This is a genomic window from Bradyrhizobium sp. Cp5.3, assembly GCF_000426265.1.
GTDB lineage: Bacteria > Pseudomonadota > Alphaproteobacteria > Rhizobiales > Xanthobacteraceae > Bradyrhizobium > Bradyrhizobium neotropicale.
Window position 1 is genome coordinate 246,339 of record NZ_AUFA01000005.1, and the last position, 21,037, is coordinate 267,375.

Below are 21,037 nucleotides of genomic sequence, written 5' to 3' on the forward strand. Positions count from 1 at the left end.
GAATCGCTCCATTTCAAAACGATTCTAAACTTGTCGACGCCTTGCAATTTGAAACGGTTCTAAAGTTGTAGTTTTTAAGCGTTCTAAACTGTACTTGAATCATTCACTGAGCCGCGCTCGTTTCGCCAGTTGTTCGCGCGCTCACGCGGCAAATGCAGAGGGCGTATCGCATCCCTTGCTTCGGCGCCTTCTCATGTTGCAGCGATCAATCGCTGCTCGGCGGCTTCATCAGCGAGAACAATTCATCGATGGTCCGCTGCGCGACCGCACGGACACGATCGGTGTTGTCCATGCCGGCGATGTTGACGCCGTTCACGACGGCTTTGATCTCGTCGCGAAAGTCGGTGAGGAAGCGCAAGGGATCGCGCTGCTCGTTGGCGACGCGCGCGATCAGGCCCGTGATCAGAATCTGACACGCGATCATCTTGCCGTTCAGCTCGTCCATTACTTGCGCTCCCGTTGTGGCGGCGCTGATATGAACGAGGCCGATTTTCCTGACAACCGAAACGCCGCGGGAGCGATTTAGAACCGTTCTCGCCAAGGCCATGCCGACGACGTCGCGCGCGCCGCCTGCACTCGCGCAGCGCGTTGTACGAGACCATGCGCAGGCATTTCGGACCTCCTGCAGGCAGGCCGTTTGCGTGCGGAAAATGCAGCGCTGCACGCTGTCGCGCCAGGCCGCCTGAAGCCCGTGCAAAGCTTTCCAATTGTTTAGGATTCTCAACCGATAGTGCTGTTTACACTGGAACTTGGCGTGTATTATACAAGCGCGCTGGAACCCTACGATTGCCTCACAATTCGTAGTTTTGGGCATACGAGCCGATAACGAGCCGAAATGAAAAAATCACGGCCGATCCTCTGGATTTTGATCATCGCGGCCGTGGGCTCCGCGGGCTATTACGGGTGGCAGCGATACTCCGCTGCTGAGGCCGGAAAAGCCCAGACCGCACAGAAGGGTCCGGCGCGGGTACCCGCCATTCCTGTGAGCGTTGCGCCGGTCGAGAAGACGGATTTTCCGGTCTATTTGACGGGTCTCGGCACGGTTCAGGGCTTCAACACGGTGCAGGTCCGGACCCGCGTGGATGGCCAGATCGACAAGATCGCCTTCACTGAGGGCCAGATCGTCAATCAGGGCGATCTCCTGGTCGAAATCGATCCGCGGCCGTTCCAGGCCGTGCTCGACCAGGCCAAGGCCAAGAAGCAGCAGGACGAGGCCAACCTCGCCAACGCCAATCTCGACCTGCAGCGCTATACCAAGCTCGGCGAGTTCGCGACGCGGCAGCAGACCGATACCCAGCGCTCCACCGTCGCCCAGCTCACCGCCCAGATCGCCGCCGACGAAGCCGCGATCGCCAACGCCCAGACCCAGCTCGACTATACCCAGATCAAGGCGCCGATCACCGGCGTCGCGGGCCTCCGCCAAGTCGACATCGGCAACATCGTCAACGCCGTTACACAGACCGGCATCGTCACGATCTCGCAGATCGAGCCCATCTCGGTGATCTTCACGGCGCCGGAGGATCAACTTCCCTACATCAGCGAGGGGCAGAAGGCCGGCGCACTCAAGGTGATCGCGCTCACCACCGACGGCAAGAAGACGCTCGCGGAAGGCAAGCTCGCCGTCATCAACAACCAGGTCGACACGACCAGCGGAACTATTCGTCTCAAGGCGGTGTTCGACAACAAGGACCACACGTTGTGGCCGGGACAGTCGGTTTCGACACGGCTGCTGGTGCGCACCCTCAAGGATGCGACCGTGGTTCCGGATGATGCGGTCCAGCATTCGACCAATGGCCTGTACGCATATACCGTCAACCAAGAGAACAAGGCCGAGCTGCGCAAGATCAAGGCCAGCTACTCCATCGACGGACGTTCCGTCGTTGATGAAGGACTGACGCCAGGGCAGCAGGTGATCACCGGCGGTCAATTCAAGGTACAGCCGGGAAGCCTCGTCACCACGACCGTGGCGAGTTCGGATCCCGGCCAGAACAAGGTTCGACAGGAATGACCGAGGGCGGGATTTCGGCACCTTTCATCCGTTATCCCATCGGCACCTCGCTGCTGATGGCCGGCATCCTCTTTGTCGGTCTCGTCGCCTATCCACTGCTGCCCGTCGCGCCGCTGCCGCAGGTGGACTTCCCGACCATCCAGATCACCGCGAATCTGCCCGGCGGCAGTCCCGAGACCATGGCCTCGTCGGTGGCACAGCCGCTTGAACGGCAATTCGCCCAGATTCCCGGCATCGCCCAGATGACCTCGACGAGCTATCTGGGCACGGCGTCGATCACCATCCAGTTCGACCTCAACCGCAGCATCGACGGCGCCGCAAACGACGTGCAGGGCGCGATCAACGCGGCGAGCGGCCAGCTGCCCAAGAATCTTCCCTCGCCGCCGACCTACCGCAAGGTGAACCCTGCGGACGCGCCGATCCTGCTATTGTCGGCGACCTCAGACACCCTGCCGCTCACCAGCGTCAGCGACGCGGTCGACGCCCAGCTTGCCCAGCAGATCAGCCAGCTTTCCGGCGTTGCGCAGGTCTTCATCGGCGGTCAGCAGAAACCGTCCGTCCGCGTCCAGATCGATCCCGCGAAACTCGTCGCCAAGGGCCTGTCGCTCGAGGATGTGCGTAGCCAGATCGCGATCGCCACGGTCGACAGCCCAAAGGGCAACATCGACGGCGAGAAGCGCGCCTATACGATCTACGCCAACGACCAGCTCACCCAGTCAAAGGACTGGAACGACGTCATCATCGCCTATCGCAACGGCGGCCCCTTGCGGATTCGGGACATCGGCCAGGCCGTCACCGGTCCCGAGGACGCCAAGCAGGCAGCTTGGGCCAACGGCAAGCGCGGCGTGTTCCTGGTGGTGTTCAAGCAGCCCGGCGCCAACGTCATCGAGACCGTCGACCGGATCAAGGCAACGCTGCCCCGGCTCGTCGCGGCGATCCCGCCGGCCATCAAGATCGAGGTCATCAGCGACCGCACCACGACCATCCGCGCCGCGGTCGAGGACGTCCAGTTCACGCTGCTTCTGACCATTGCCCTCGTGGTCATGGTCATCTTCATCTTCCTGCGCAGCTTCTGGGCGACCGTGATTCCGACTGTCACGGTTCCGCTGGCGCTCCTCGGCGCCTGCGCCCTGATGTGGGTCTTTGGCTATTCCTTGGACAATCTCTCACTGATGGCGCTGACGATCGCGGTCGGTTTCGTCGTCGACGACGCCATCGTGATGCTCGAGAACATCACGCGCTATATCGAGGAAGGCGCTTCCCCGCTGGCCGCCGCCTACAAGGGGTCGAAGGAAATCGGCTTCACCATCGTGTCGATCAGCGTCTCGCTGGTCGCCGTGCTCATCCCGTTGCTGCTGATGGGCGGCATCATCGGACGCCTGTTCCGCGAATTCGCCGTCGTGCTGGCGATGACGATCTTCGTCTCGATGTTCGTGTCGCTGACGCTGACGCCGATGATGGCCTCACGCTTCCTGCGCGCGCATGGTGAAGTGACCCACGGCAAGTTCTACCAGTGGAGCGAACGCGCCTTCGACGCGATGTTGCGCGGCTACGAATACGTCCTCGATCACGCCTTGAGCTGGCGGCGCACCACGCTCGCGATTTTCTTCGCGACGCTCGCCCTGTCGGTCTATCTGTTCATCCTGATCCCGAAAGGCTTCTTCCCGCAGCAAGACGTCGGCCTGATCACCGCGACGTCGGAAGCCTCCCAGGACATTTCGTTCGCCGAGATGCAGCGGCGGCAGGTCGAGCTCGGCAAGGTCGTGATGGCCGATCCCGACGTCGCCTCGATCGCAATGAACATCGGCGGCAGCGGCCGCGCCGGCAACAACGGCAACATGTTCATCACGCTGAAGCCGCGCGACCAGCGCCAGGCCTCCGCGCAGCAGATCATCGGCCGGCTGCGCCCGCAGCTCGAGAAAGTGTCAGGCGCCCGCCTCTACATGCAAGCGGCCCAGGACGTGCGGCTCGGCGGCCGTCCGACCCGTACGCAGTTTGAGTTTACCCTGCAGGATGCCGATCTCGGCGAGCTCAACGAATGGGCGCCAAAAATCCTCGCCAAGATGCAGACGCTGCCGCAGCTGCGCGACGTCGCGACGGACCAGCAAACGCAGGGCACAACCGTCCAGCTCAAGATCAACCGCGACACTGCCTCGCGCTACGGCATCCAGCCGCAGCTGATCGACGACACGCTCTACGACGCCTTCGGCCAGCGCCAGGTCGCCCAGTACTTCACCCAGCTCAACAGCTATCACGTGATCCTGGAAATCCTGCCGGAGATGCAGGGCAATCTGGATTCGCTCAACAAGCTCTACCTGAAGTCGCCGCTGACCGGCGACCAGGTGCCGCTGTCGACCTTTGCGACCTGGACCACCGATCCGGTCCGGCCGCTCTCGATCAGCCACCAGGGCCAGTTCCCGGCAATCACGATCAGCTTCAACCTCGCGCAGGGCGTCGCGCTCGGTCAGGCCACCGAGGCGGTGCAGAAGGCAATGGCTGATCTGGGCGCGCCGGCGACGCTCAATTCGAGCTTCCAGGGCACCGCGCAGGCATTCCAGCAGTCGCTCGGCACCGTGCCGCTGCTGATCCTCGCGGCGCTCGTCGTGGTCTATCTGATCCTCGGCATCCTCTACGAGAGCTACATCCATCCGATCACGATTCTGTCGACCCTGCCCTCGGCCGGCGTCGGAGCACTCTTGATCCTGATGGCGGCCGGCTTCGACTTCAGCCTGATCGCGCTGATCGGCATCATCCTGCTGATCGGCATCGTGAAGAAGAACGGCATCATGATGGTCGACTTCGCCATCGCCGCCGAACGCGACGAGCACAAGACGCCGGAGGAATCGATCCGTCAGGCCGCGATCCTGCGCTTCCGCCCGATCATGATGACGACGATGGCGGCGTTGCTGGGCGGCGTGCCCTTGATGCTCGGCCACGGCACCGGCGCCGAAATCCGCCAGCCGCTCGGCTACGCCATGGTCGGCGGCCTGATCGTCAGCCAGGCGCTGACCCTGTTCACCACCCCGGTCGTCTACCTCTATCTCGACAAGTTCTCCAACCTGTTCTCGAGCTGGGGCCGTTCGGGCGATGGCGACGGGGACGAGGTGGCCGAGCACGGCACCGTCAAGGAAGCCGCAGAGTAAGCTTGCGCTACCCGTCCTGCGACGGTACAGCGACACTCCCCTTTCACGCCAACGCGATATTTCATGCCCATGCGATCCAAACTGATTGCCTTCACTGCCGCTGCCCTGTTGTCGACGGGCGCCGCGTACGCTCAGCAAGCCGCCAAGAAGAATGCGGCGCCGGCCCACCCCGCGCCAGCCGCAGTGCCGTCGCCCGCCCCGCAAGCGCAGGCCGACGCCGCGCAAGGCAACGCGCAGCAGCCGGGCTGGATCGCGCGCTGCACCAGCCCGAGCCGAGACGCACCGCTCGAATGCGCGATCGAGCAGAACGCCGTCCTGACCAAGACCGGCCAGACCGTCGTCCTGATCAACATCCGCGTCGCCCCCGATACCCGCACGCCGGTGGCACTGCTCCAGCTTCCGCTCGGCCTCAACCTTCCCGTGGGCGCAAAGCTCCAGGTCGACGAAGGCAAGGCGATCGACCTTCAGATCCAGACCTGTGAAAACCGCGGCTGTTATGCCTCTACCCCGATCGCGCCGGATCTGCTCGCGACGCTGAAGTCGGGCAAGCAGTTGAAGGTCTCCTTCCAGAACATGGCCAAGGAGACGCTCACGATCCCGATGCCGCTCAGCGACTTCGCGGCCGCCTACGACAAGATCAAGTAACGGGCGTTTCCTTCCCTTTACTGCCGCGCCATCTGCGCATTGCCGACGGCATCGCCATCGAGCGTCTGGTCGTTGTGCATGGTGACGGTGACGCGCGACAGCCGTCCAGCGAATTCGAACGGCGCCTCGTAATGCGACACGGGGCTGCCGCGGTCGCGGCCAATGTCGAGGCCGGACCACGAGATCAGCGTGTGAAAACCGAGCTGGGTCTGAAGCGACCCGGCCGGCTCGCCATCGATCAGCAGCGTGTATTCGGAGATGCCGGTGCGCGAGCCCTTGGCGGGCGGCTCCTTGCGCACGAGGCGCTCGACATGCACCCCTAGCCGCTGGACGCCCGACGGCACCTTGCGATCCGAGCGCACGATCTGGTGGCTGCCGCCGATGTTGAGGTCGTGCACCAAGAGACCATCCTTGATGTAAAGGCTGTAGCCCGACGTCGCGTCGCCATGCGCGATCAACACGCCGTCGGCGCCCGTCCCATCGATCTCGACATGCGCCTCGATCGTGTAGCTGCGGCTGCGCACGTCGGGCGCAACGTCGGTCGGCACGTGTCCCATGCCGGCATGGAAGACGAAATGGTGACGCGCGCCGTGGAAGCGCGCGGCGTTCTCGGCAAAGCGCGGGCCAAAACGGTCGTCGAGCGGCAGCACGTTGTGCGTCTCGGCCTCCGCCCACCAGAGCGCGATCATCTCGGCCAAACGATCCGGCTGCTCTGCGGCAAGATCATTGGTTTCGGAAAAATCCAGGTCGAGATGAAACAGCTCCCATTTGTCGTTCTCGAACGGCGTGCCCGGTGGATGATAGGCGACCGCCTTCCAGCCGCCGTGCCAGAGGCCGCGATGGCCGAACATCTCGAAATATTGCGGCGAGCGCTTCGATGGCGCCGACGCATCGGTGATCGAGCGCGCAAAGCTCTCGCCCTCGAGCGGCATCTGCGGACAGCCCGCGATCGTGTTGGGTGCCTCGATGCCGATCAGATCCAAGAGCGTCGGCGTGAGGTCGCAGGCATGCACGAACTGGTGGCGTAGCTCGCCCCGGCCCGAGATGGGCTTCGGCCAGTTGATCACGAAGGGATCGCGGATACCGCCGCCATGGGTGTTCTGCTTGTAGCGACGCAGCGGCGTGTTCGAGGCCATCGCCCAGCCATGTGGGAAATTGCTGTGGGTGTCGGGCCCGCCGATGTCGTCGATGCGGCGCAGCTTCTCCGCGATCGGCTCCGGCTTGAAATTGAACGGCCCCATCGCATTGACGAAGCCGAGCGGCCCACCCTCCTGGCTCGCGCCGTTGTCGGACATCACGATGATCATCGTGTTGTCGCGGATGCCGGCCGTCTCCAGGAAGGCGACGAGCCGCGCCAGATGCCGATCGGAATGGTCGAGCATGCCGGCGAAGGCGGCTTGCAGGCGCGTGAACACGCGCCGCTCGTCGGCGGAATGCTCCTCCCAGGCCTTCACGCCGTCGTTGCGCGCGGGCATTCGCGTATCCTGCGGCACCAGCCCCATCGCCTTCTGCCGCGACAGCCGCTGCTCACGCTCGACGTCCCAGCCGTGCGCGAACGCAGCGTCATAACTCCTGATGATATCGGATGGCGCCTGGTGCGGCGCATGACAGGCGCCCAGCGCGACCCAGGTCAGCCAGGGGATATCGGGCCGGTCCGCGATGTGATCGCCGATGAAGCGGATGGCCTGATCGATGAGATCTTCGGTCAGATGATAGCCGTCGGCATATGTCCCAGGCGGATCGATATGCGTGTTGTCGCTGACGAGCTCGGGCGCGTATTGATCGGTCTCGGCATCAAGGAAGCCGTAGAAGCGGTCGAAGCCGCGCCCGAGCGGCCAGCCGTCGAACGGGCCCGTGGCGCCGCTTTCGGTCAGCGGCGTGACGTGCCATTTGCCGACCATGTAGTTGCGATAGCCGTGCACGCGCAGCATCTCGGCGAGCGTCCCCGCCTCGCGTGCAATCTTGCCGCGATAGCCGGGATAACCGGAGTCGAAATTGGCAAGGCATCCGACCCCGACGGAATGATGGTTGCGCCCGGTGAGCAGCGCCGCGCGCGTCGTCGAGCACATCGCCGTGGTGTGGAAGCCGGTGTAGCGCAAGCCTTCGGCGGCGAGCCGGTCGATGGTCGGCGTCCTGATCGCTGAGCCGTAGCAGCCGAAATCGGAGAAGCCGACGTCGTCGAACAGCACGACCAGGATGTTCGGCGCGCCCTCAGGCGGCTTCGGCGCCTCCGGCCACCAGGGCTTCGAGTCTGCAACCGTCTTGCCGACGGTACCGCGGAACGGCGTGCCGCTGCCTGCGCTCATCTGCTCCTCCCTGATTGCTGCGCGAGCGGCCACGGTTGACCCAAGGCCCGTCTACGCATAAATTATAATCCGAATTATGATTATAATTTAAGCTGGATGCAAGCACGGATGCGGCCACGATCAAGGGAGCCGGAACTTCGCGAGTTCGACCTGCCGGGCGTTGCCCCGTCGCGCCAGAAGCGCAGCCGGGAGATGACGTTCGCGCTGTTGCGCGCAGGCGCCGACATGCTGCGCACGCGCAGCCTTGGCGAACTCGCGATCGAGCCCCTCTGCGCCGAGGTCGGCGTGACCGTCGGCGCGTTCTACAGCCGCTTCGAGAGCAAGGAAGCCTATTTCAACGCGCTGATTGCCCTCGCTGCGCGCGATGGCGAACAACGGCTGACGGACATGGGCAGCGCTTCGTCAGCGAACGTCGGTCTTGATGAGCTCTGTCGCGTCATCGTCAGCGGCATCATTGCCTGGATACGCAAGCACGAGGGCGTGCTGCGCGCCGCGCTTCAGCATGACGATACGCGCCCGGACAAATGGACGATGTTCAAGGCCCTCGCCCGCGCCACCGGCGAGCGCGCCACCCCTCTCCTGCTGCCGGCGATGGGCAAGGGCCGCAGGGCGGCAAAGACCCGTGCCATCGCCTTCGGCTTCCAGGTCGTGCTCGGCACGCTCGTGAATGCAATCCTCAACGATCCCGGCCCGCTATCGCTCCAGTCGAAAGAGATGGAGACCCGGCTCGCCGACTGCCTGTTGCTGCTGCTTCAGGCAGAGATCGGTCAGTCGACGCCCAGATAGGCCTTCTGCACCTGCGGATCGTCGGCCAGCGCCGCCGCCGTGCCGGACAGCACGCTTCTGCCGACCTGGAGCACGGTCGCGAAATCCGACACTTCCAGCGCGAGCTCGATCGACTGCTCGGCGAGCAGGATGGTCAGGCCCTCGCGATGCAGGCGGCCGAAGGTCTCGTACATCGATTCGACGACCGCCGGCGCAAGGCCGAGCGACGGCTCGTCGAGCATCAGCAGTTTTGGATCGCTCATCAAGGCGCGGCCGACCGCGAGCATCTGCCGCTCGCCGCCGGACATGGTGCCGGCGCGCTGGTTGCGGCGCTCCTTCAGGCGCGGAAAAATCTCGTAGACGCGCTCGAGCAGTGCGGCCTTGCGCGACTTGTCGTGTAGCGGCGTTGCCCCGAGCAAGAGATTGTTCTCGACGCTCTGCTGCACGAACAGCTGCCAGCCTTCCGGTGACAACGCGAGCCCCTTGCGCACGATCGCGAAGGCGTTCTGGCCCGCGATGTCCTCGTCCCGAAAGCTGATCACGCCGGAATGCACCGGGATGAGGCCGGCAACCGCGTTCAACGTCGTGGTCTTGCCACCGCCGTTCGAGCCGAGCAGCGCGACGACGCTGCCCTCGGGCACCTCCAGCGACACGTCGGAGACGCCGATCAAATCGCCGTAGCGCACCTCGAGGTGCTCGATCCGGAGCAAAGGCCCGCTCATGTGAGCGGCCCGCCCATCAGCTCGATCGGCGTGTGTCCCGCGGCCGCCTTGGCCGCACGGGTGCCGAGATAGGCCGCGATCACCGCCGGGTTGGATGTCACCTCGCGCGGACCGCCGCGGGCGATCTCCTTGCCCTGATGGAACACCATCACGCGGCTTGCCAGCGACATGATCACTTCCATGATGTGCTCAACGATGACGAGCGTGATGCCGGAGCGGTGGATGTCGCGCACGAGGTCGATCGCGAGCTTCACCTCATTGGCGTTGAGACCGGCCATGGCCTCGTCGAGCAACAACACCTTCGGCTCGGTCGCGAGCGCCCGCGCAATCTCCAGCCGCTTGCGCCCGGGCGTGCCGAGCGAGCGCGCGGGCGCCTCCGCAAGCCGGCTCATCCCGACGCGCTCCAGCACGGCGTGCGCCTTGGTCTCGGCTTCGGCGCGATGCGAAGACCGCAGGAAGGCGCCGATCATGACGTTCTCGAGCACCGTCATGCCCTCGAACGTCTGCGGCACCTGGAAGGTGCGCGCGAGCCCGAGCTCCGCGCGCAGCTCCGGCGTGAAGTCGGTGATGTCACGCCCCCCGAATAGCACGCGGCCGGAGGTGGCCTTGAGGTCGCCGGTCAGGCAATTGAAGAAGGTGGACTTGCCGGCGCCGTTCGGACCGATCAGGCCGAGGATGTCGCCTTGCTCCAGCGTCACGGAGGCATCGTCCACTGCCTTGAAGCTGCCGAACGCCTTGGTGATGCCGCGTGCTTCAAGGAGCATGGCTTGCTCCCGTATCGGCGCCCGGCTTGCCGCGCCGCTTGAACAGGCTGAGGATACCACCCGGCTGGAAGCGGGCGATCAGCACGATGATCGCGCCATAGACCACGAAGGTGAGCCCGGCGCCCTTGCCGCCGAGCCAGCTGTTGGAGATCTCCTCCAGCGGCACCAGGATCGCGGCACCGACCAAAGGGCCAAACAAAAGCCCCGCCCCGCCCAGCGCCGCCATGATCAGGATCTTCACCGAGATCAGGATGCCGAGACCCGACTCGGGATCGACGAAGCCGAACATCATCGCATAGAGCGCGCCGGCGACGCTCGTCAGCGCCGCGCTCAGCATGAACGCATAGAGCTTCGTGCGGCTGGCGGGCGCTCCAAGCGAACGCGCGGCGCGCTCGGAATCCTTGATCGCGCGCAGGTAAAATCCCATCCGGCTATTGGCCATCCACCAGGTGATGAGAAGCGTGATCGCGAGGATGACGAGGAAGAGATAGTAGTACGGCAGCGACGACAGGAACGAGAGATCGAAGATGTTGCGCGGCACGGTCGGACCGGAGAGACCTACGGCCGCACCGAGATAATCGGTGTTGGTGACGATCAGCCGGATCGTCTCGGCGACCGCGATCGTCGCCATGCTGAAATAATGGCCGGATAGCCGCAGCGTCGGCACGCCGACGATGGCCGCGAGCACCACCGCCAGCACGATGCCGCCGGGAATTCCGAACAGCGGCGACAGGCCGAACTTCGCGTAGGAGCCCATCGCGGCATAGGCGCCGCAGCCGAAGAACACGACATGACCGACCGAGACCTGGCCGGCATAGCCGCCGACGATGTTCCACGCAGAGGCTGCAATCGCATAGAGCAGCACCAGCGCGCCGAGGCGTTGCTGGAACGGCGAAGACAGAAGCAGCGGATAGGCAATCGCCACCGCTGCGACGACCGAGAGCCAGAGCAGGCGGCGCATCACATCTTCCCCATCAAGCCTTGCGGCCGGAACCAGAGGAAGAACAGGAACAGGACATAGACGACGATGTCCTTGTAGACGGCGCCGATCAGATAGCCGGACAACGACTCGATCACGCCGATCAGGAGCCCTGCGACGAGCGCGCCGGGCACGCTGCCGAAGCCGCCGAGCGACACCGTGACGAAGGCGACGATGGCGAGCGTCTCGCCGACCGTCGGCACGATGTAGAAGAAATTCGCGATCAGCGCGCCGGCAAGGCCCGTCGCGCCGGCCGCGATCGCCCAGGCAATCGCCTGCATCGTGTCGGGCCGGATGCCCATGAGCTGGGCCGCGGTCGCATCCTCCGCCACCGCCAGCATCTTCGAGCCCAGCGAGGTACGCGTCAGCAATAAATGCAGGCCGAACGTCACCAGCAGCGCGACGACGCCGGCCAGCAATCGCGAAGCCTCGATGCGCAGGCCCGCGAACGCATAAGTGCCGCCGACGATGTCCTGCGGCATCGAGAGGAAGTTGGCGCCGAACCACCAGAACACCGAGTATCGCAAGAGCAGCGCGAGCCCGAACGTGCCGAGGATCTGCGCCAGCATCGGCCCCTTCATGATGTCGCGGATCAGGGCGAAATAGACGACGACGCCGAGGGTCGCGAGCACCAGCGTTGCCAGCGGCGCGCCGAGGATCGGCCCTCCCCCCATCAAGGTGTACACGACATAGGCGACGTACATGCCGAGCATGACGAAATCGCCATGGGCGAAATTGACGATGTTCATCATGCCCCACACCAGGGTGAGGCCCGAGGAAAACAGGGCGTAGACGGCGCCAAGCAGCAGCCCGCCGACGATCACCTGCACGAGAACAAAGGACATCAGTCAACGTTGCTCTGATCGAATCCCAACAGGAAGGGCGGGGCCGACGGCCCCGCCCTCAGAGATCACCAGCCCTTGTAGGGCAGCATCGGGGCCTTCTCGGCACTGGCCTTCGGCCACACCGCGACGTAGTTCTCACCGTCCTGAAGCTGGATGATCAGACCCGAGGCGAGAACGTTCTGGCCCTTGTCGTCGAACTTCACGCCTTTGTAGCCCATCATGAGCTGCTCGGGCTTCAGATCGGTCGCCTTCAGCGCCGCCTGGATCTTTGCAGGCTCGGTCGAGCCGGCGCGGTCGATCGCGTCGGCCAGCACGAAGAACCCCTGCATCTGGCGGCCGACGGTGTCGTCCATCTCCTCGCCGCTCTTCTTCTTGTACATGTCGGCGATGATGGCCGAGGGCGAGCCGGACGGCCCGACCGCCCAGGACGAGCGATTGAAGACGCCTTGAGAAATCTTGCCGACGGCCTTGATGAAGGACGGGTCGGAATAGCCGGCGTCGTCGGCGAGCAGCACCGGCGGCTTGTAGTCGAGCGACTGCATGGTCTTGGCGAACAGGATCGCATCCGACGTGTAGCTGATCATGATGATCACGTCGGGCTTCTTGTCCTTGAGCTGCAGCACCTGCCCCTGCACGTCCGTTGCATTCGCGGGATAGGCGACGTCGACCGCGATCGGCTGGCCCTTCTCCTTGAAGGCGGTGCTGATCGTGTTCGCGACCGAGGCGCCGTATTCGGTGTTGTCGTGGACCAGCGCGATCGCGTCGGTCTTGATACCCTGCGCCTTCAGGTCGGCGAGGAAGTCGACGTAGATCTTGGCGAAGTCGGTGGCGATCGGCGTGGTGCGGAAAAACCATTTGAAGCCGCGCTCGGTGAGATTGGCGGCGACCGACTCCGAGTTCAGATAGGGAATGCCGTATTTCTCGGCGATCGCGCTCGAGGTCAGCGTGATGCCGGACTGATAGGCGCCGAACACGGCCGCGACCTTCTCTTCCGTGATCAGGCGCAGCGCCTGGTTCTGTCCCGTGGCGGGGTTGCCCTGGTTGTCGGCGAACACGGCTTCGATCCTGGCGCCGCCGAGGCCGGCAAGCCCGGCGTTCTTCGCCAGCGGCAGATTGCCGAGCTCGGGATGGGCGTTGTTGATGATGTCCATGGCGACCTCGATCGCCGCCTTGGCATGCGCCCCGATCGACGCGGTGCCGCCGGACATCGGCATGATCACGCCGATCTTGACGACCTTGTCCTCGGCCCGCGCGCCTGCCGCGAGCGCAAGGGACATCGCGGCCGCGCAAAGCAGCCCGGTGACGTGCTTCAATGTCATGAAATCAGACCTCCCAAAGGGTTTCCCCAACCAAGGTTTTTTGGAAGCTCGGCGTTGCGCCGGCCGCCGTTTGATTATTCCTGGCAATGCGAGGATGGCATGCCGGTCAGGAGCCGGCAAGGTGAAACGGGCTGCCACGATGCTGCACAGATGCAGCGGGAGCGCCGCATCGTTCATTGTGAGCGCGACAACCGGCGAGGTTGTCCATGTCTACAACGACGCCCGCTGCGTAGGGTGGGTTAGCGAAGCGTATCCCACCACTGTCTGTTTCCGCGGAAACAAAAGAGGTGAGTTACGCCTAGCGGACTGCGCTTCGCGCAGCCGCAGGGGCTAACCCACCCTACGAAACACGTCTACGGTTCCCACGCGTCAGCCCGTGGCGTCGCGCGCCTGGAGCAGCGTTTCGAAACCGCCATAGATCATCCGCTTGCCGTCGAACGGCATGTCGCCGGCCTTGAGTCGCGGGTCGGCCATCACCTGCTTGTTGACGGCATCGCGATGCTGGCGGTCGCGGTAGACGATCCAGGAGAACACCACGACCTCGTCCTCCTTCGCCATCACCGCGCGCGGAAAGGAGGTCAGCTCGCCATAGGGGACGTCGTCGCCGATGCACTCGACGTAATTGAGCGCGCCGTATTCCATCCAGACAGCGCAGGCCGTTCGCGCCAGCGCCTTGTAGGCCTCGATCTTGTCCTTCGGCACGGCCAGCACGAAACCATCGACATAAGGCATCTCGGATCTCCTTGGGTGACGTTGAGCCCCAAGGACGATGCAGCGGGTGGTGATCCGACGCCCGCCGACCGTTTCGAGATGAGGCAAACCGTCGCGAGCTCCAGTCGGGGCGAGCCGGCGGCGTGAATGATCGATGCGCAGGAGCTTGTCGGGAGGCGCCTTCTCTTCAGAGGCGCGGCTGGCTGGGGAACCTGGATTCGAACCAAGACAAACAGAGTCAGAGTCTGTTGTGCTACCGTTACACCATTCCCCAACGGAATAGTCGAACAAATTCAATATCTTACTGATCTGTCCGACTTTGCCGGAAGCGCGTTTCGCGCAAATCACGGCTCAGGCGTGGAGGGTTTCTACCCGCTCGGCTTTGGGCTGGCAAGCGCCGTGGTGAACAGGTGTTTTGCGGACGGTCAGGAGGTGGCCGGGCGTCGGAAATGGCCGCCCTCCACTACGATATCCCTGCGCGGCAGCTTCCAATCCAGCCCTGAGTCTCAGGTCTCGTCCAGCCTGCGGACGTGATATCCGGCCGGGAGGATCCGGCCGCCCTCCTCGTCCGCCACCGGGACATCGGTCACCAGCCCTTCGATCAGGGCGGCCTCCCACACCTCTTTCTCGGTGGGAAAGGGATCGCCGATCTGTCTGTCACCTTCGAACAGCGCGTACAACGGCTCAGTCCTGGTTCATTGTGCGGCCGGCTGCAGGCCGCGGATCCCCGCGGTCATCTACCCGGTGGCCTACTGACGCACGCTATCCGGCGGCAGTTCGAATTGTGCGATCCGCGTATCCAGGCGCCACAGCTCGATGCGGTGGAGCAGCACGAGCCGGGCAGCCTCGCGCTTGGCCTCCTCGTCGTCGCCGCAGACGAGATTGATGCAGCCGGACACGTGGCCGTCGGGATCGATCTGGAAGGCACGGTAGTGCTTGATGGTCTGCATGGTCATACCCTCCGACGCGTGAAGCCGGGGGCGCTCAGCCAATCCGTCAGGTTCGAGGTCACTTCATTCTGCTTGGCGCGGCGCAGCAACAGCTCGCGCTCCTTGCCCGCGGGCATGCGGCGCGCAAGCTCGCGCGCCTTTTCGGCGGACGCGTGCAAACGCTCCTGGAGCGATTGCGTCTGTTTGGTTCGATTGCGTTTGGTGGTCATCGCTTTTCACGGACGAGTTCGGAAGGACCTTGGCCCCGGCGGGAGGTAGCGCCGGGGCCGACGCGATGCCGGACTGGGGCGGCCCAACCGGGCAGGTTCGTTTGCAGCTTCCGGCGCAGGTGCGGGTTCCGGCATTTCAATAGGTTAACGCTGCGCGAATTTAGCTGGCGCAGGCGACCTACGGCAAAGCCGAATTTCGGCTAAGTGGAATATTTTGACGGCCGGGGCCTTGACCGATCAATTGCGGATTTGGCTGACGGGGCAACACAAGGATTTAATGACAACCGGACGCGCTGATATCCGCCCCGTTCCCGGCGCGTGCAGCCTGCCTCTCGCGCCCGATCGGCGCGGCCTCAGAGAACCATCGAGACAATAGCCAGCACACCGAGAGCGGCCAGGAGCCAAACCAGCGATTGGACTATTAACGGCCGCGTCATGGTGCGCCCCGTTCGGATTTTCCTGCCCCTATGGCAGGCAACTCCCGAACGAAACGCGCTCGTTGAGCTAGATCAAAAGCCGAGCAAAAGAACCGAGACGGCGCCGACGGTGAAAGCACCGGCCGCGACGGCAATCGCCAGGATGACGCGCTCACGTCCCATGCCCGAAAATTAACATAGGATAGGTCTGATCGACTATGCAGTTGGTGCCAGTTTTTCCCGACCGGAAAGGACAAGAGTATTACCGCTATTGGGCCTCTTCCTTCGGAAACGGCTCGTAAGTCTTGCGGCCCAGGAAAGTGTCGGGCATCGCCACGTCGAGAACCTTGCGCGCCTCCTCCAGGAACTGGCGCAACAAATCGACGTGCTGTGTCTCATCGTTGGAAGGTCGATAGACCCATTGTCTATCCGGCATGATGGCGCTCCCTGTTTGCAGGCGGGAGCGCAAATCGGTCTCTCAGCCACCAGCGCCTACGGGCAGAGCCTGTGCCGGTGATGCGGGTCAACCGGCCTGCACCGATTTGGTTCAAAAGTGAACCTTGGGCGTTACTGGCGGGACACGGGACACGCATATTTTGCGAATGAAGCGCCTCGTTCGGGCCAGTTGCTGCCGACTTGAGCCGAGCGAACCGGTTCCGTGGACAGGCCGGCCGGGCCTCTGTGAGCAAAGCCGGTCAACCGCGGCGATAGAGTTGCAGATAGCTCGGCGAATACAGCGCGGCATCCTTAAGCGCGCCGAGGTCGCTGATGGTCAAGGTGCGCTCCCGCAGTGCTATCAGACCGGTCGCCCGCAGCTCCTGCAGCGTGCGGTTCAAGTGAACGACGGAAAGGCCGGTGGCATCAGCGAGATCCATCTGCGTCACCGGCATGATGCAGGAATTGCCCTCGATCAACCCGACCGGGCGAAGCCGCTCGAAGATTTCGCAAAAGAGGTGCGCCACGCGCTCAAGTGCCGTACGGCGACCAAGATTGATGGCCCACTCGCGCTGAATTGCGTTGTTGACCAGCGTCTCGCACCAGAATGCTTCGGCGAGCGAGCGATCACTCGCCAACAGGCTCTCGAAGCGCTGACGCTTGATTTCGCTATAGACCACCGGCGTCATCGTCGAGATGGAATGATCCATCACCGTCAGCAGGAACGCATGCGCGTCGCAGGTTTCGCCCGGAAAGACGAAATTGACGATCTGGCGCCGGCCGTCCTCCAGCGTCTTGTAGCGGCTGAGCCAGCCCGAGAGCACGATGCGGACGCTGTCGACGGGATCGCCCTCCGAGATCAGATCTTCGCCTGCCCCGGCGCGCTGCATCCCTTCGAGCATGGCGTGCTCGAGCACGGCGGAAGCCTCAGCCGACAATGGCCGCAGCGCATTCAACCGGCGGATGACCGGCTCAGTGACGCTTCGATCGAGGGTCGACAAAGGCATCAATTACCGCTCCCCGCCCCTCCCCCCCGCCGTATGGAAAGTACGCTTGCTCAGGGGAATGATGATCGTGCATTGCAGTCCGGGTCCATTGAACGCCATCGTGGTCTGCCCCTTGAACTCGAACGCCAGCGTACGCTCCAGGAGCTCGGCGCCAAAGCCCTTTCGTGACGATGGCGCGACCTGCGGCCCGCCCCGCTCGCGCCATTCGAACACGAGCTCGGCTGGGGCGGCGCTCTCATCGAGACGCCAGGATATTTCAATCCGCCCGGTCGGCTGGCTCAAGGCACCGTATTTCAGCGCATTGGTCGCAAGCTCGTGGATGGCGAGCGCAAAGGTTTCGGCGGCCTTCGGCTGGAAACGCACGCGGGGACCTGAGACACGCACCTGCTCGCCTTCCCTGGCATTGTAGGCCAGCAGCTCCTCGACGACGAGATATTCGAGATCGACGCCACCTTCGGGATCGCGGGTCACCAGCGCCTGGGTGCGTGCGAAGGCGTTGAGGCGGCCGTCAAGATGAGAGGCGAACTCCTCGACAGTGGCGCTCGAATCCGCCGTACGGCGGGAGATCGAGCGGACCACGCCGAGTGTGTTGCGGACACGATGCTGAAGCTCGGCGAGTAACAGGCGCTGCCGCTCCTCGGCGCGGGTGATCGCGGTGACGTCGATGAAAGTGATGACGACGCCGGCGATGAAATTATCGATGCTGCGATAAGGCAAGATGCGCACGATGTAGCGCGTGCCGCTGTCCGGCGCGCTCAGCTCGCGCTCGGCGCTCGCGAGCGTCCGCAGCACGCGGCGGACGTCATCGTAGAGTTCCTCGATCGGAATGCGTGCCTTGATGTGGGCGATGGGGCGGCCGACGTCGGTTTCGACGAGATGCAGGACCTGGGTGATCGCGGGCGTGAAATTCATCACCCGCAGGTCATTGTCGAGGAACACGGTTGCGATCTGCGTGCTCTCGAGGAAGTTCTTGAGATCGCTGGTCGCGCGCGTCAATTCCTGGACGCGATGTGCCAGCTCGCCGTTGACGGTGGTGAGTTCCTCGTTGACCGATTGCAATTCCTCGCGCGAAGTCTCGAGCTCTTCATTGGCCGATTGCAGCTCCTCATTGAGCGACTGGTATTCCTCGTTCGAGGATTTCAGCTCCTCGTTGGTGCTCTCCAGCTCCTCGATGGTCGCCTGCAGGCGCTCGCGCGTGGCGCGCAGCTCGCTTTCGAGCCGCTCGACATGTTCGGTCCGCACCAGTGCGTTCGGGTTGTTCTGGCTGGCGTCGATCACGCGGGCCGGGCCGTCCTTGAACAGCACGACGAAATTGCGGTGGCCGCCGGCGCCTTCCTGGATCGGCTCGACCGTGATGTCGACCAGGACGCGATGGCCGTTCACCCCGAGCTGCACCTGCTCGGCATGGGCGGGCTCGTTGGTCTCCGCGGCGCGGCTGAGCGCAGTGCGCAATTCGAGCCTGAGATCGCGGTGCACGAGCTGGAGCAGGTCGAGCGTCGCGGTCCCCGCCGTCGGCTCGATGTAGCGCCCGGTACGCCCGGAGAAGTGCAGGATCTGGAAATTGTCGTCGGTGATGACATAGGCCGGCGCATAGCGCTCCGCGATGCGCTGCGCGCGGCGCTCGAGGCCGACGTCGGGGCCGAACGAGCGCACCGGCGGCACCTCGACCGGCGCCCTGCCCGCGCTGGTCGTGATCGGAAATTCCGGCGGCAGCCGCGTCCCGGTCTCGAGCTTCTTGAAGATGCGGGCGCGGCGGTCGACCGGCGAGAACAGTTTTGGATGCCGCGTCACGTTCTCGGAATTGCCCAGGAACAGGAACCGGTCGGCCAGCAGGGCGAAATGGAACAGCGGGATCACCCGGTTCTGCAGCTCGGCGTTGAGATAGATCAGAAGATTACGGCAGGAGACGAGGTCGAGCTTGGAGAACGGCGCGTCCTTGATGACGTTGTGCTGCGAGAAGATGCACATCTCGCGCAGCTCCTTCACCACGCAATAGGTGTCGCCTTCGCGCACGAACCAGCGCGCGAGGCGCTCGTTGGTCATATCCGCCTCGATGTTGGTGCGGTAGCGGCCGACGCGCGCCGCCGCGAGCGCCCGCCCGTCGATGTCGGTCGCAAAGATCTGCACCTGCGGCGCGGAATCCAGCCGCGCCATGTGTTCGCGCAGGAGGATGCCGATCGAATAGGCCTCCTCGCCGGTGGCGCAGCCGAGCACCCAGACGCGAACCTGCTGGCCGGCCTCCTTGCCTTCGAAGATCTTCGGGATGATCTGGTTCTCCAGCACCTCGAATTCGCGCTTGTCACGGAAAAACTCGGTGACCCCGATCAGCAGGTCGTTGAAGAGATGCTGGGCCTCGTCCTTGTCGTTGCGGAGGAAATCGACGTAGGCCGGAATATCGTCGATCTGGACCACCTGCATGCGCCGCTGCACGCGGCGCAGGAAGGTGTTCTGCTTGTAGCCATGGAAATCATTGCCGGTCTTGTTGCGCAGGATGTCGGCGATGCGCGACAGCGACGTCGCGGCCGCAGCCAGCACCTCGTCAAACCCCTGCTTCTCCTCCAGGCGCCGCAGATGGCGGGCATAGACCTGGATATGCTCCGGGATATCCTCCGGCGGCAGCACGTAGTCCGCGATCGCCGCCGGCGTGTTGCCGTCGAGCTGGTGATCGGCCTCGTGGCTTACGACCCTCTCGGCGATCGCGAGGCCGCCATGATCCTTCAGCGTCGCGGTGCCCAGCGTGCCGTCGCCGCCGGTGCCGGCCAGGATCACGCCGATCGATTGTTCGGCGCGCTCTTCGGCCAGCGACACCAGAAAGCTGTCGATCGTGGCGCGCTCGCCGGGCGCCTGCTCGGCCTTGCGAAGTGCGAACCGATCGCCCTGGATGGTCGTGATCATCGCCGGTGGGCACAGATAGACCGTGCCGCCCTCGATCGTCTGAGCATCAGCGATGTCGGCGACCCTGCCCCCATTCGACCCCTGGACGATCGCGCGCAGCCGGGACCCATCGAAGGCGTCGTGATGCTGAAGCGCCAGCACGAGGGCCTGATCGTTCGCCACGGTCAGCTTGGCGAAGAAGCGCTCGATGCTCTCCAGCGCGCCGGGCGATGCGCCAACCCCGATGATGAGCGGGCTCTTGATCTGGCGCTCTCCCTCGACCGGCTGGTCGCCTACTTCATTCATGGTCTGGTAGCTTTCACTGGCTGGCGCGAGCAACCGGCGCTCGCTCCCTGCAAATAGCAGAAGTTGATCTTACCCCAACAGATCAAAGGCGGAAATGTAATGCGCTCCGTTCGAGCGTGTGTTCCCGGGCGTTGTCAGACCGCGAGGTAAGGTCCATGCTCGCCGGGTCCCGCAGGAGCCCGCGATGCAGATATCGGAAGAACTCGCGGCGCTGATCCGTCGAGCCGACGGCGCCACCGCGACCGCCCGTCGGCTGCTCGACGAGAACGACCGCTGGCGCCGCAGCGTCGAGCGGCAGCTCGACTATATGTTCGAGCTCGGTGCGGAATTCAGGAAACCGTCGGTCAGCCGGCCTTTGGCGGGGTCAGATCAACCTGCTGACGAAGATAGATGACGCGCTGCTCGATCAGCGTGCGGTGGCGCTCCCACTCGGTCAGGGTCTGCTTGAGCAGGTCGACCAGCCGTTCCGCCTGGCGTATGTCGTGGCCGTCGGCCTGAAGGTCGAGCACCCGGTTCTCCTGGTCGCGCAATCGCTGCCGACCTTCCTCGATATCCCGGTCCGCCTTGATGAGAAGGCGCTGCTCGGCGTTGAGCTGCTCGGTGCGTTCGGCAAGGGACAGGGCCATGGCAGCG

General features: G+C 64.1%; 19 protein-coding genes and 1 tRNA gene. 4 read left to right on the forward strand and 16 right to left on the reverse strand.

Features of this window, described 5'->3' with window-relative positions; genetic code table 11:
• Positions 1 to 205 precede the first annotated feature (205 nt).
• Complete coding sequence (locus tag K289_RS0111235) at positions 206 to 445, reverse strand: hypothetical protein (RefSeq protein ID WP_027551602.1); 240 nt, start codon at positions 443 to 445, stop codon at positions 206 to 208.
• Between the two features lie 390 nt (positions 446 to 835).
• Here K289_RS0111235 and K289_RS0111240 point away from each other — a divergent pair, with 390 nt between their 5' ends.
• From K289_RS0111240 to K289_RS0111250, 3 genes are all read left to right on the forward strand, one after another.
• Positions 836 to 2,008: an efflux RND transporter periplasmic adaptor subunit gene (locus tag K289_RS0111240; protein WP_027551603.1), complete on the forward strand. Its 1,173-nt coding sequence runs from the start codon at positions 836 to 838 to the stop codon at positions 2,006 to 2,008.
• Positions 2,005 to 5,151 (forward strand): multidrug efflux RND transporter permease subunit, encoded by a 3,147-nt coding sequence (locus K289_RS0111245; RefSeq protein WP_027551604.1) that lies wholly within the window; start codon positions 2,005 to 2,007, stop codon positions 5,149 to 5,151. Before K289_RS0111240 ends, K289_RS0111245 begins: the two co-directional genes overlap by 4 nt.
• A 63-nt stretch (positions 5,152 to 5,214) precedes the next feature.
• On the forward strand, positions 5,215 to 5,796 hold the full coding sequence (locus K289_RS0111250) for an invasion associated locus B family protein (protein WP_027551605.1): 582 nt from the start codon (positions 5,215 to 5,217) through the stop codon (positions 5,794 to 5,796).
• A gap of 17 nt (positions 5,797 to 5,813) precedes the next feature.
• On the opposite strand, the gene K289_RS0111255 is transcribed toward K289_RS0111250, so the two are convergent.
• On the reverse strand, positions 5,814 to 8,102 hold the full coding sequence (locus tag K289_RS0111255; protein ID WP_027551606.1) for an arylsulfatase: 2,289 nt from the start codon (positions 8,100 to 8,102) through the stop codon (positions 5,814 to 5,816).
• A gap of 108 nt (positions 8,103 to 8,210) precedes the next feature.
• Between K289_RS0111255 and K289_RS0111260 the strand changes: the two genes are divergently transcribed.
• Positions 8,211 to 8,888, forward strand: a complete 678-nt coding sequence (locus tag K289_RS0111260; RefSeq protein WP_035684447.1) for a TetR/AcrR family transcriptional regulator — start codon at positions 8,211 to 8,213, stop codon at positions 8,886 to 8,888.
• On the opposite strand, the gene K289_RS0111265 is transcribed toward K289_RS0111260, so the two are convergent.
• From K289_RS0111265 to K289_RS0111335, 14 genes are all read right to left on the reverse strand, one after another.
• Entirely contained in the window at positions 8,870 to 9,589 is a 720-nt protein-coding gene (locus K289_RS0111265; RefSeq protein WP_027551608.1) for an ABC transporter ATP-binding protein, read from the reverse strand. The genes K289_RS0111260 and K289_RS0111265 overlap by 19 nt on opposite strands.
• The gene (locus K289_RS0111270; protein ID WP_027551609.1) at positions 9,586 to 10,353 is read right to left on the reverse strand and encodes an ABC transporter ATP-binding protein; all 768 of its coding nucleotides are present in this window, start codon (positions 10,351 to 10,353) and stop codon (positions 9,586 to 9,588) included. The genes K289_RS0111265 and K289_RS0111270 overlap by 4 nt, the downstream gene beginning before the upstream one ends.
• On the reverse strand, positions 10,343 to 11,314 hold the full coding sequence (locus K289_RS0111275) for a branched-chain amino acid ABC transporter permease (RefSeq protein ID WP_027551610.1): 972 nt from the start codon (positions 11,312 to 11,314) through the stop codon (positions 10,343 to 10,345). The genes K289_RS0111270 and K289_RS0111275 overlap by 11 nt, the downstream gene beginning before the upstream one ends.
• Positions 11,314 to 12,177 carry a branched-chain amino acid ABC transporter permease gene (locus K289_RS0111280; protein ID WP_027551611.1) on the reverse strand — a complete coding sequence of 288 codons (864 nt, stop codon included), beginning with the start codon at positions 12,175 to 12,177 and terminating at the stop codon, positions 11,314 to 11,316. The genes K289_RS0111275 and K289_RS0111280 overlap by 1 nt, the downstream gene beginning before the upstream one ends.
• A 65-nt stretch (positions 12,178 to 12,242) precedes the next feature.
• Complete coding sequence (locus tag K289_RS0111285) at positions 12,243 to 13,496, reverse strand: ABC transporter substrate-binding protein (RefSeq protein ID WP_027551612.1); 1,254 nt, start codon at positions 13,494 to 13,496, stop codon at positions 12,243 to 12,245.
• A 369-nt stretch (positions 13,497 to 13,865) separates the two neighbouring features.
• The gene (locus tag K289_RS0111290; protein WP_027551613.1) at positions 13,866 to 14,228 is read right to left on the reverse strand and encodes a DUF1428 domain-containing protein; all 363 of its coding nucleotides are present in this window, start codon (positions 14,226 to 14,228) and stop codon (positions 13,866 to 13,868) included.
• Between the two features lie 179 nt (positions 14,229 to 14,407).
• Positions 14,408 to 14,481: transfer RNA gene (locus tag K289_RS0111295), tRNA-Gln, on the reverse strand.
• A 232-nt stretch (positions 14,482 to 14,713) separates the two neighbouring features.
• Positions 14,714 to 14,887 carry a hypothetical protein gene (locus tag K289_RS51490; protein ID WP_198024685.1) on the reverse strand — a complete coding sequence of 58 codons (174 nt, stop codon included), beginning with the start codon at positions 14,885 to 14,887 and terminating at the stop codon, positions 14,714 to 14,716.
• Positions 14,888 to 14,956: 69 nt separating this feature from the next.
• Positions 14,957 to 15,157 (reverse strand): hypothetical protein, encoded by a 201-nt coding sequence (locus K289_RS0111305; RefSeq protein ID WP_027551614.1) that lies wholly within the window; start codon positions 15,155 to 15,157, stop codon positions 14,957 to 14,959.
• A gap of 2 nt (positions 15,158 to 15,159) precedes the next feature.
• Positions 15,160 to 15,366 (reverse strand): hypothetical protein, encoded by a 207-nt coding sequence (locus K289_RS0111310; protein WP_027551615.1) that lies wholly within the window; start codon positions 15,364 to 15,366, stop codon positions 15,160 to 15,162.
• Positions 15,367 to 16,050: 684 nt separating this feature from the next.
• Positions 16,051 to 16,218 carry a hypothetical protein gene (locus K289_RS50350; protein ID WP_156917915.1) on the reverse strand — a complete coding sequence of 56 codons (168 nt, stop codon included), beginning with the start codon at positions 16,216 to 16,218 and terminating at the stop codon, positions 16,051 to 16,053.
• A gap of 259 nt (positions 16,219 to 16,477) precedes the next feature.
• Positions 16,478 to 17,224 (reverse strand): Crp/Fnr family transcriptional regulator, encoded by a 747-nt coding sequence (locus tag K289_RS0111325; protein ID WP_027551617.1) that lies wholly within the window; start codon positions 17,222 to 17,224, stop codon positions 16,478 to 16,480.
• 3 nt (positions 17,225 to 17,227) lie between these two features.
• Complete coding sequence (locus tag K289_RS0111330; protein ID WP_027551618.1) at positions 17,228 to 20,404, reverse strand: CheR family methyltransferase; 3,177 nt, start codon at positions 20,402 to 20,404, stop codon at positions 17,228 to 17,230.
• Positions 20,405 to 20,748: 344 nt separating this feature from the next.
• The gene (locus K289_RS0111335) at positions 20,749 to 21,030 is read right to left on the reverse strand and encodes a hypothetical protein (RefSeq protein ID WP_027551619.1); all 282 of its coding nucleotides are present in this window, start codon (positions 21,028 to 21,030) and stop codon (positions 20,749 to 20,751) included.
• Positions 21,031 to 21,037: the final 7 nt, after the last annotated feature.

Excerpts from the sequence above, each read along its gene's own strand:
- K289_RS0111235 (WP_027551602.1), bottom strand. The coding sequence starts at position 445 with ATGGACGAGCTGAACGGCAAGATGATCGCGTGTCAGATTCTGATCACG.
- K289_RS0111240 (WP_027551603.1), top strand. The coding sequence starts at position 836 with ATGAAAAAATCACGGCCGATCCTCTGGATTTTGATCATCGCGGCCGTG.
- K289_RS0111245 (WP_027551604.1), top strand. The coding sequence starts at position 2,005 with ATGACCGAGGGCGGGATTTCGGCACCTTTCATCCGTTATCCCATCGGC.
- K289_RS0111250 (WP_027551605.1), top strand. The coding sequence starts at position 5,215 with ATGCCCATGCGATCCAAACTGATTGCCTTCACTGCCGCTGCCCTGTTG.
- K289_RS0111255 (WP_027551606.1), bottom strand. The coding sequence starts at position 8,102 with ATGAGCGCAGGCAGCGGCACGCCGTTCCGCGGTACCGTCGGCAAGACG.
- K289_RS0111260 (WP_035684447.1), top strand. The coding sequence starts at position 8,211 with ATGCGGCCACGATCAAGGGAGCCGGAACTTCGCGAGTTCGACCTGCCG.
- K289_RS0111265 (WP_027551608.1), bottom strand. The coding sequence starts at position 9,589 with ATGAGCGGGCCTTTGCTCCGGATCGAGCACCTCGAGGTGCGCTACGGC.
- K289_RS0111270 (WP_027551609.1), bottom strand. The coding sequence starts at position 10,353 with ATGCTCCTTGAAGCACGCGGCATCACCAAGGCGTTCGGCAGCTTCAAG.
- K289_RS0111275 (WP_027551610.1), bottom strand. The coding sequence starts at position 11,314 with ATGCGCCGCCTGCTCTGGCTCTCGGTCGTCGCAGCGGTGGCGATTGCC.
- K289_RS0111280 (WP_027551611.1), bottom strand. The coding sequence starts at position 12,177 with ATGTCCTTTGTTCTCGTGCAGGTGATCGTCGGCGGGCTGCTGCTTGGC.
- K289_RS0111285 (WP_027551612.1), bottom strand. The coding sequence starts at position 13,496 with ATGACATTGAAGCACGTCACCGGGCTGCTTTGCGCGGCCGCGATGTCC.
- K289_RS0111290 (WP_027551613.1), bottom strand. The coding sequence starts at position 14,228 with ATGCCTTATGTCGATGGTTTCGTGCTGGCCGTGCCGAAGGACAAGATC.
- K289_RS0111305 (WP_027551614.1), bottom strand. The coding sequence starts at position 15,157 with ATGCAGACCATCAAGCACTACCGTGCCTTCCAGATCGATCCCGACGGC.
- K289_RS0111310 (WP_027551615.1), bottom strand. The coding sequence starts at position 15,366 with ATGACCACCAAACGCAATCGAACCAAACAGACGCAATCGCTCCAGGAG.
- K289_RS50350 (WP_156917915.1), bottom strand. The coding sequence starts at position 16,218 with ATGCCGGATAGACAATGGGTCTATCGACCTTCCAACGATGAGACACAG.
- K289_RS0111325 (WP_027551617.1), bottom strand. The coding sequence starts at position 17,224 with ATGCCTTTGTCGACCCTCGATCGAAGCGTCACTGAGCCGGTCATCCGC.
- K289_RS0111330 (WP_027551618.1), bottom strand. The coding sequence starts at position 20,404 with ATGAATGAAGTAGGCGACCAGCCGGTCGAGGGAGAGCGCCAGATCAAG.
- K289_RS0111335 (WP_027551619.1), bottom strand. The coding sequence starts at position 21,030 with ATGGCCCTGTCCCTTGCCGAACGCACCGAGCAGCTCAACGCCGAGCAG.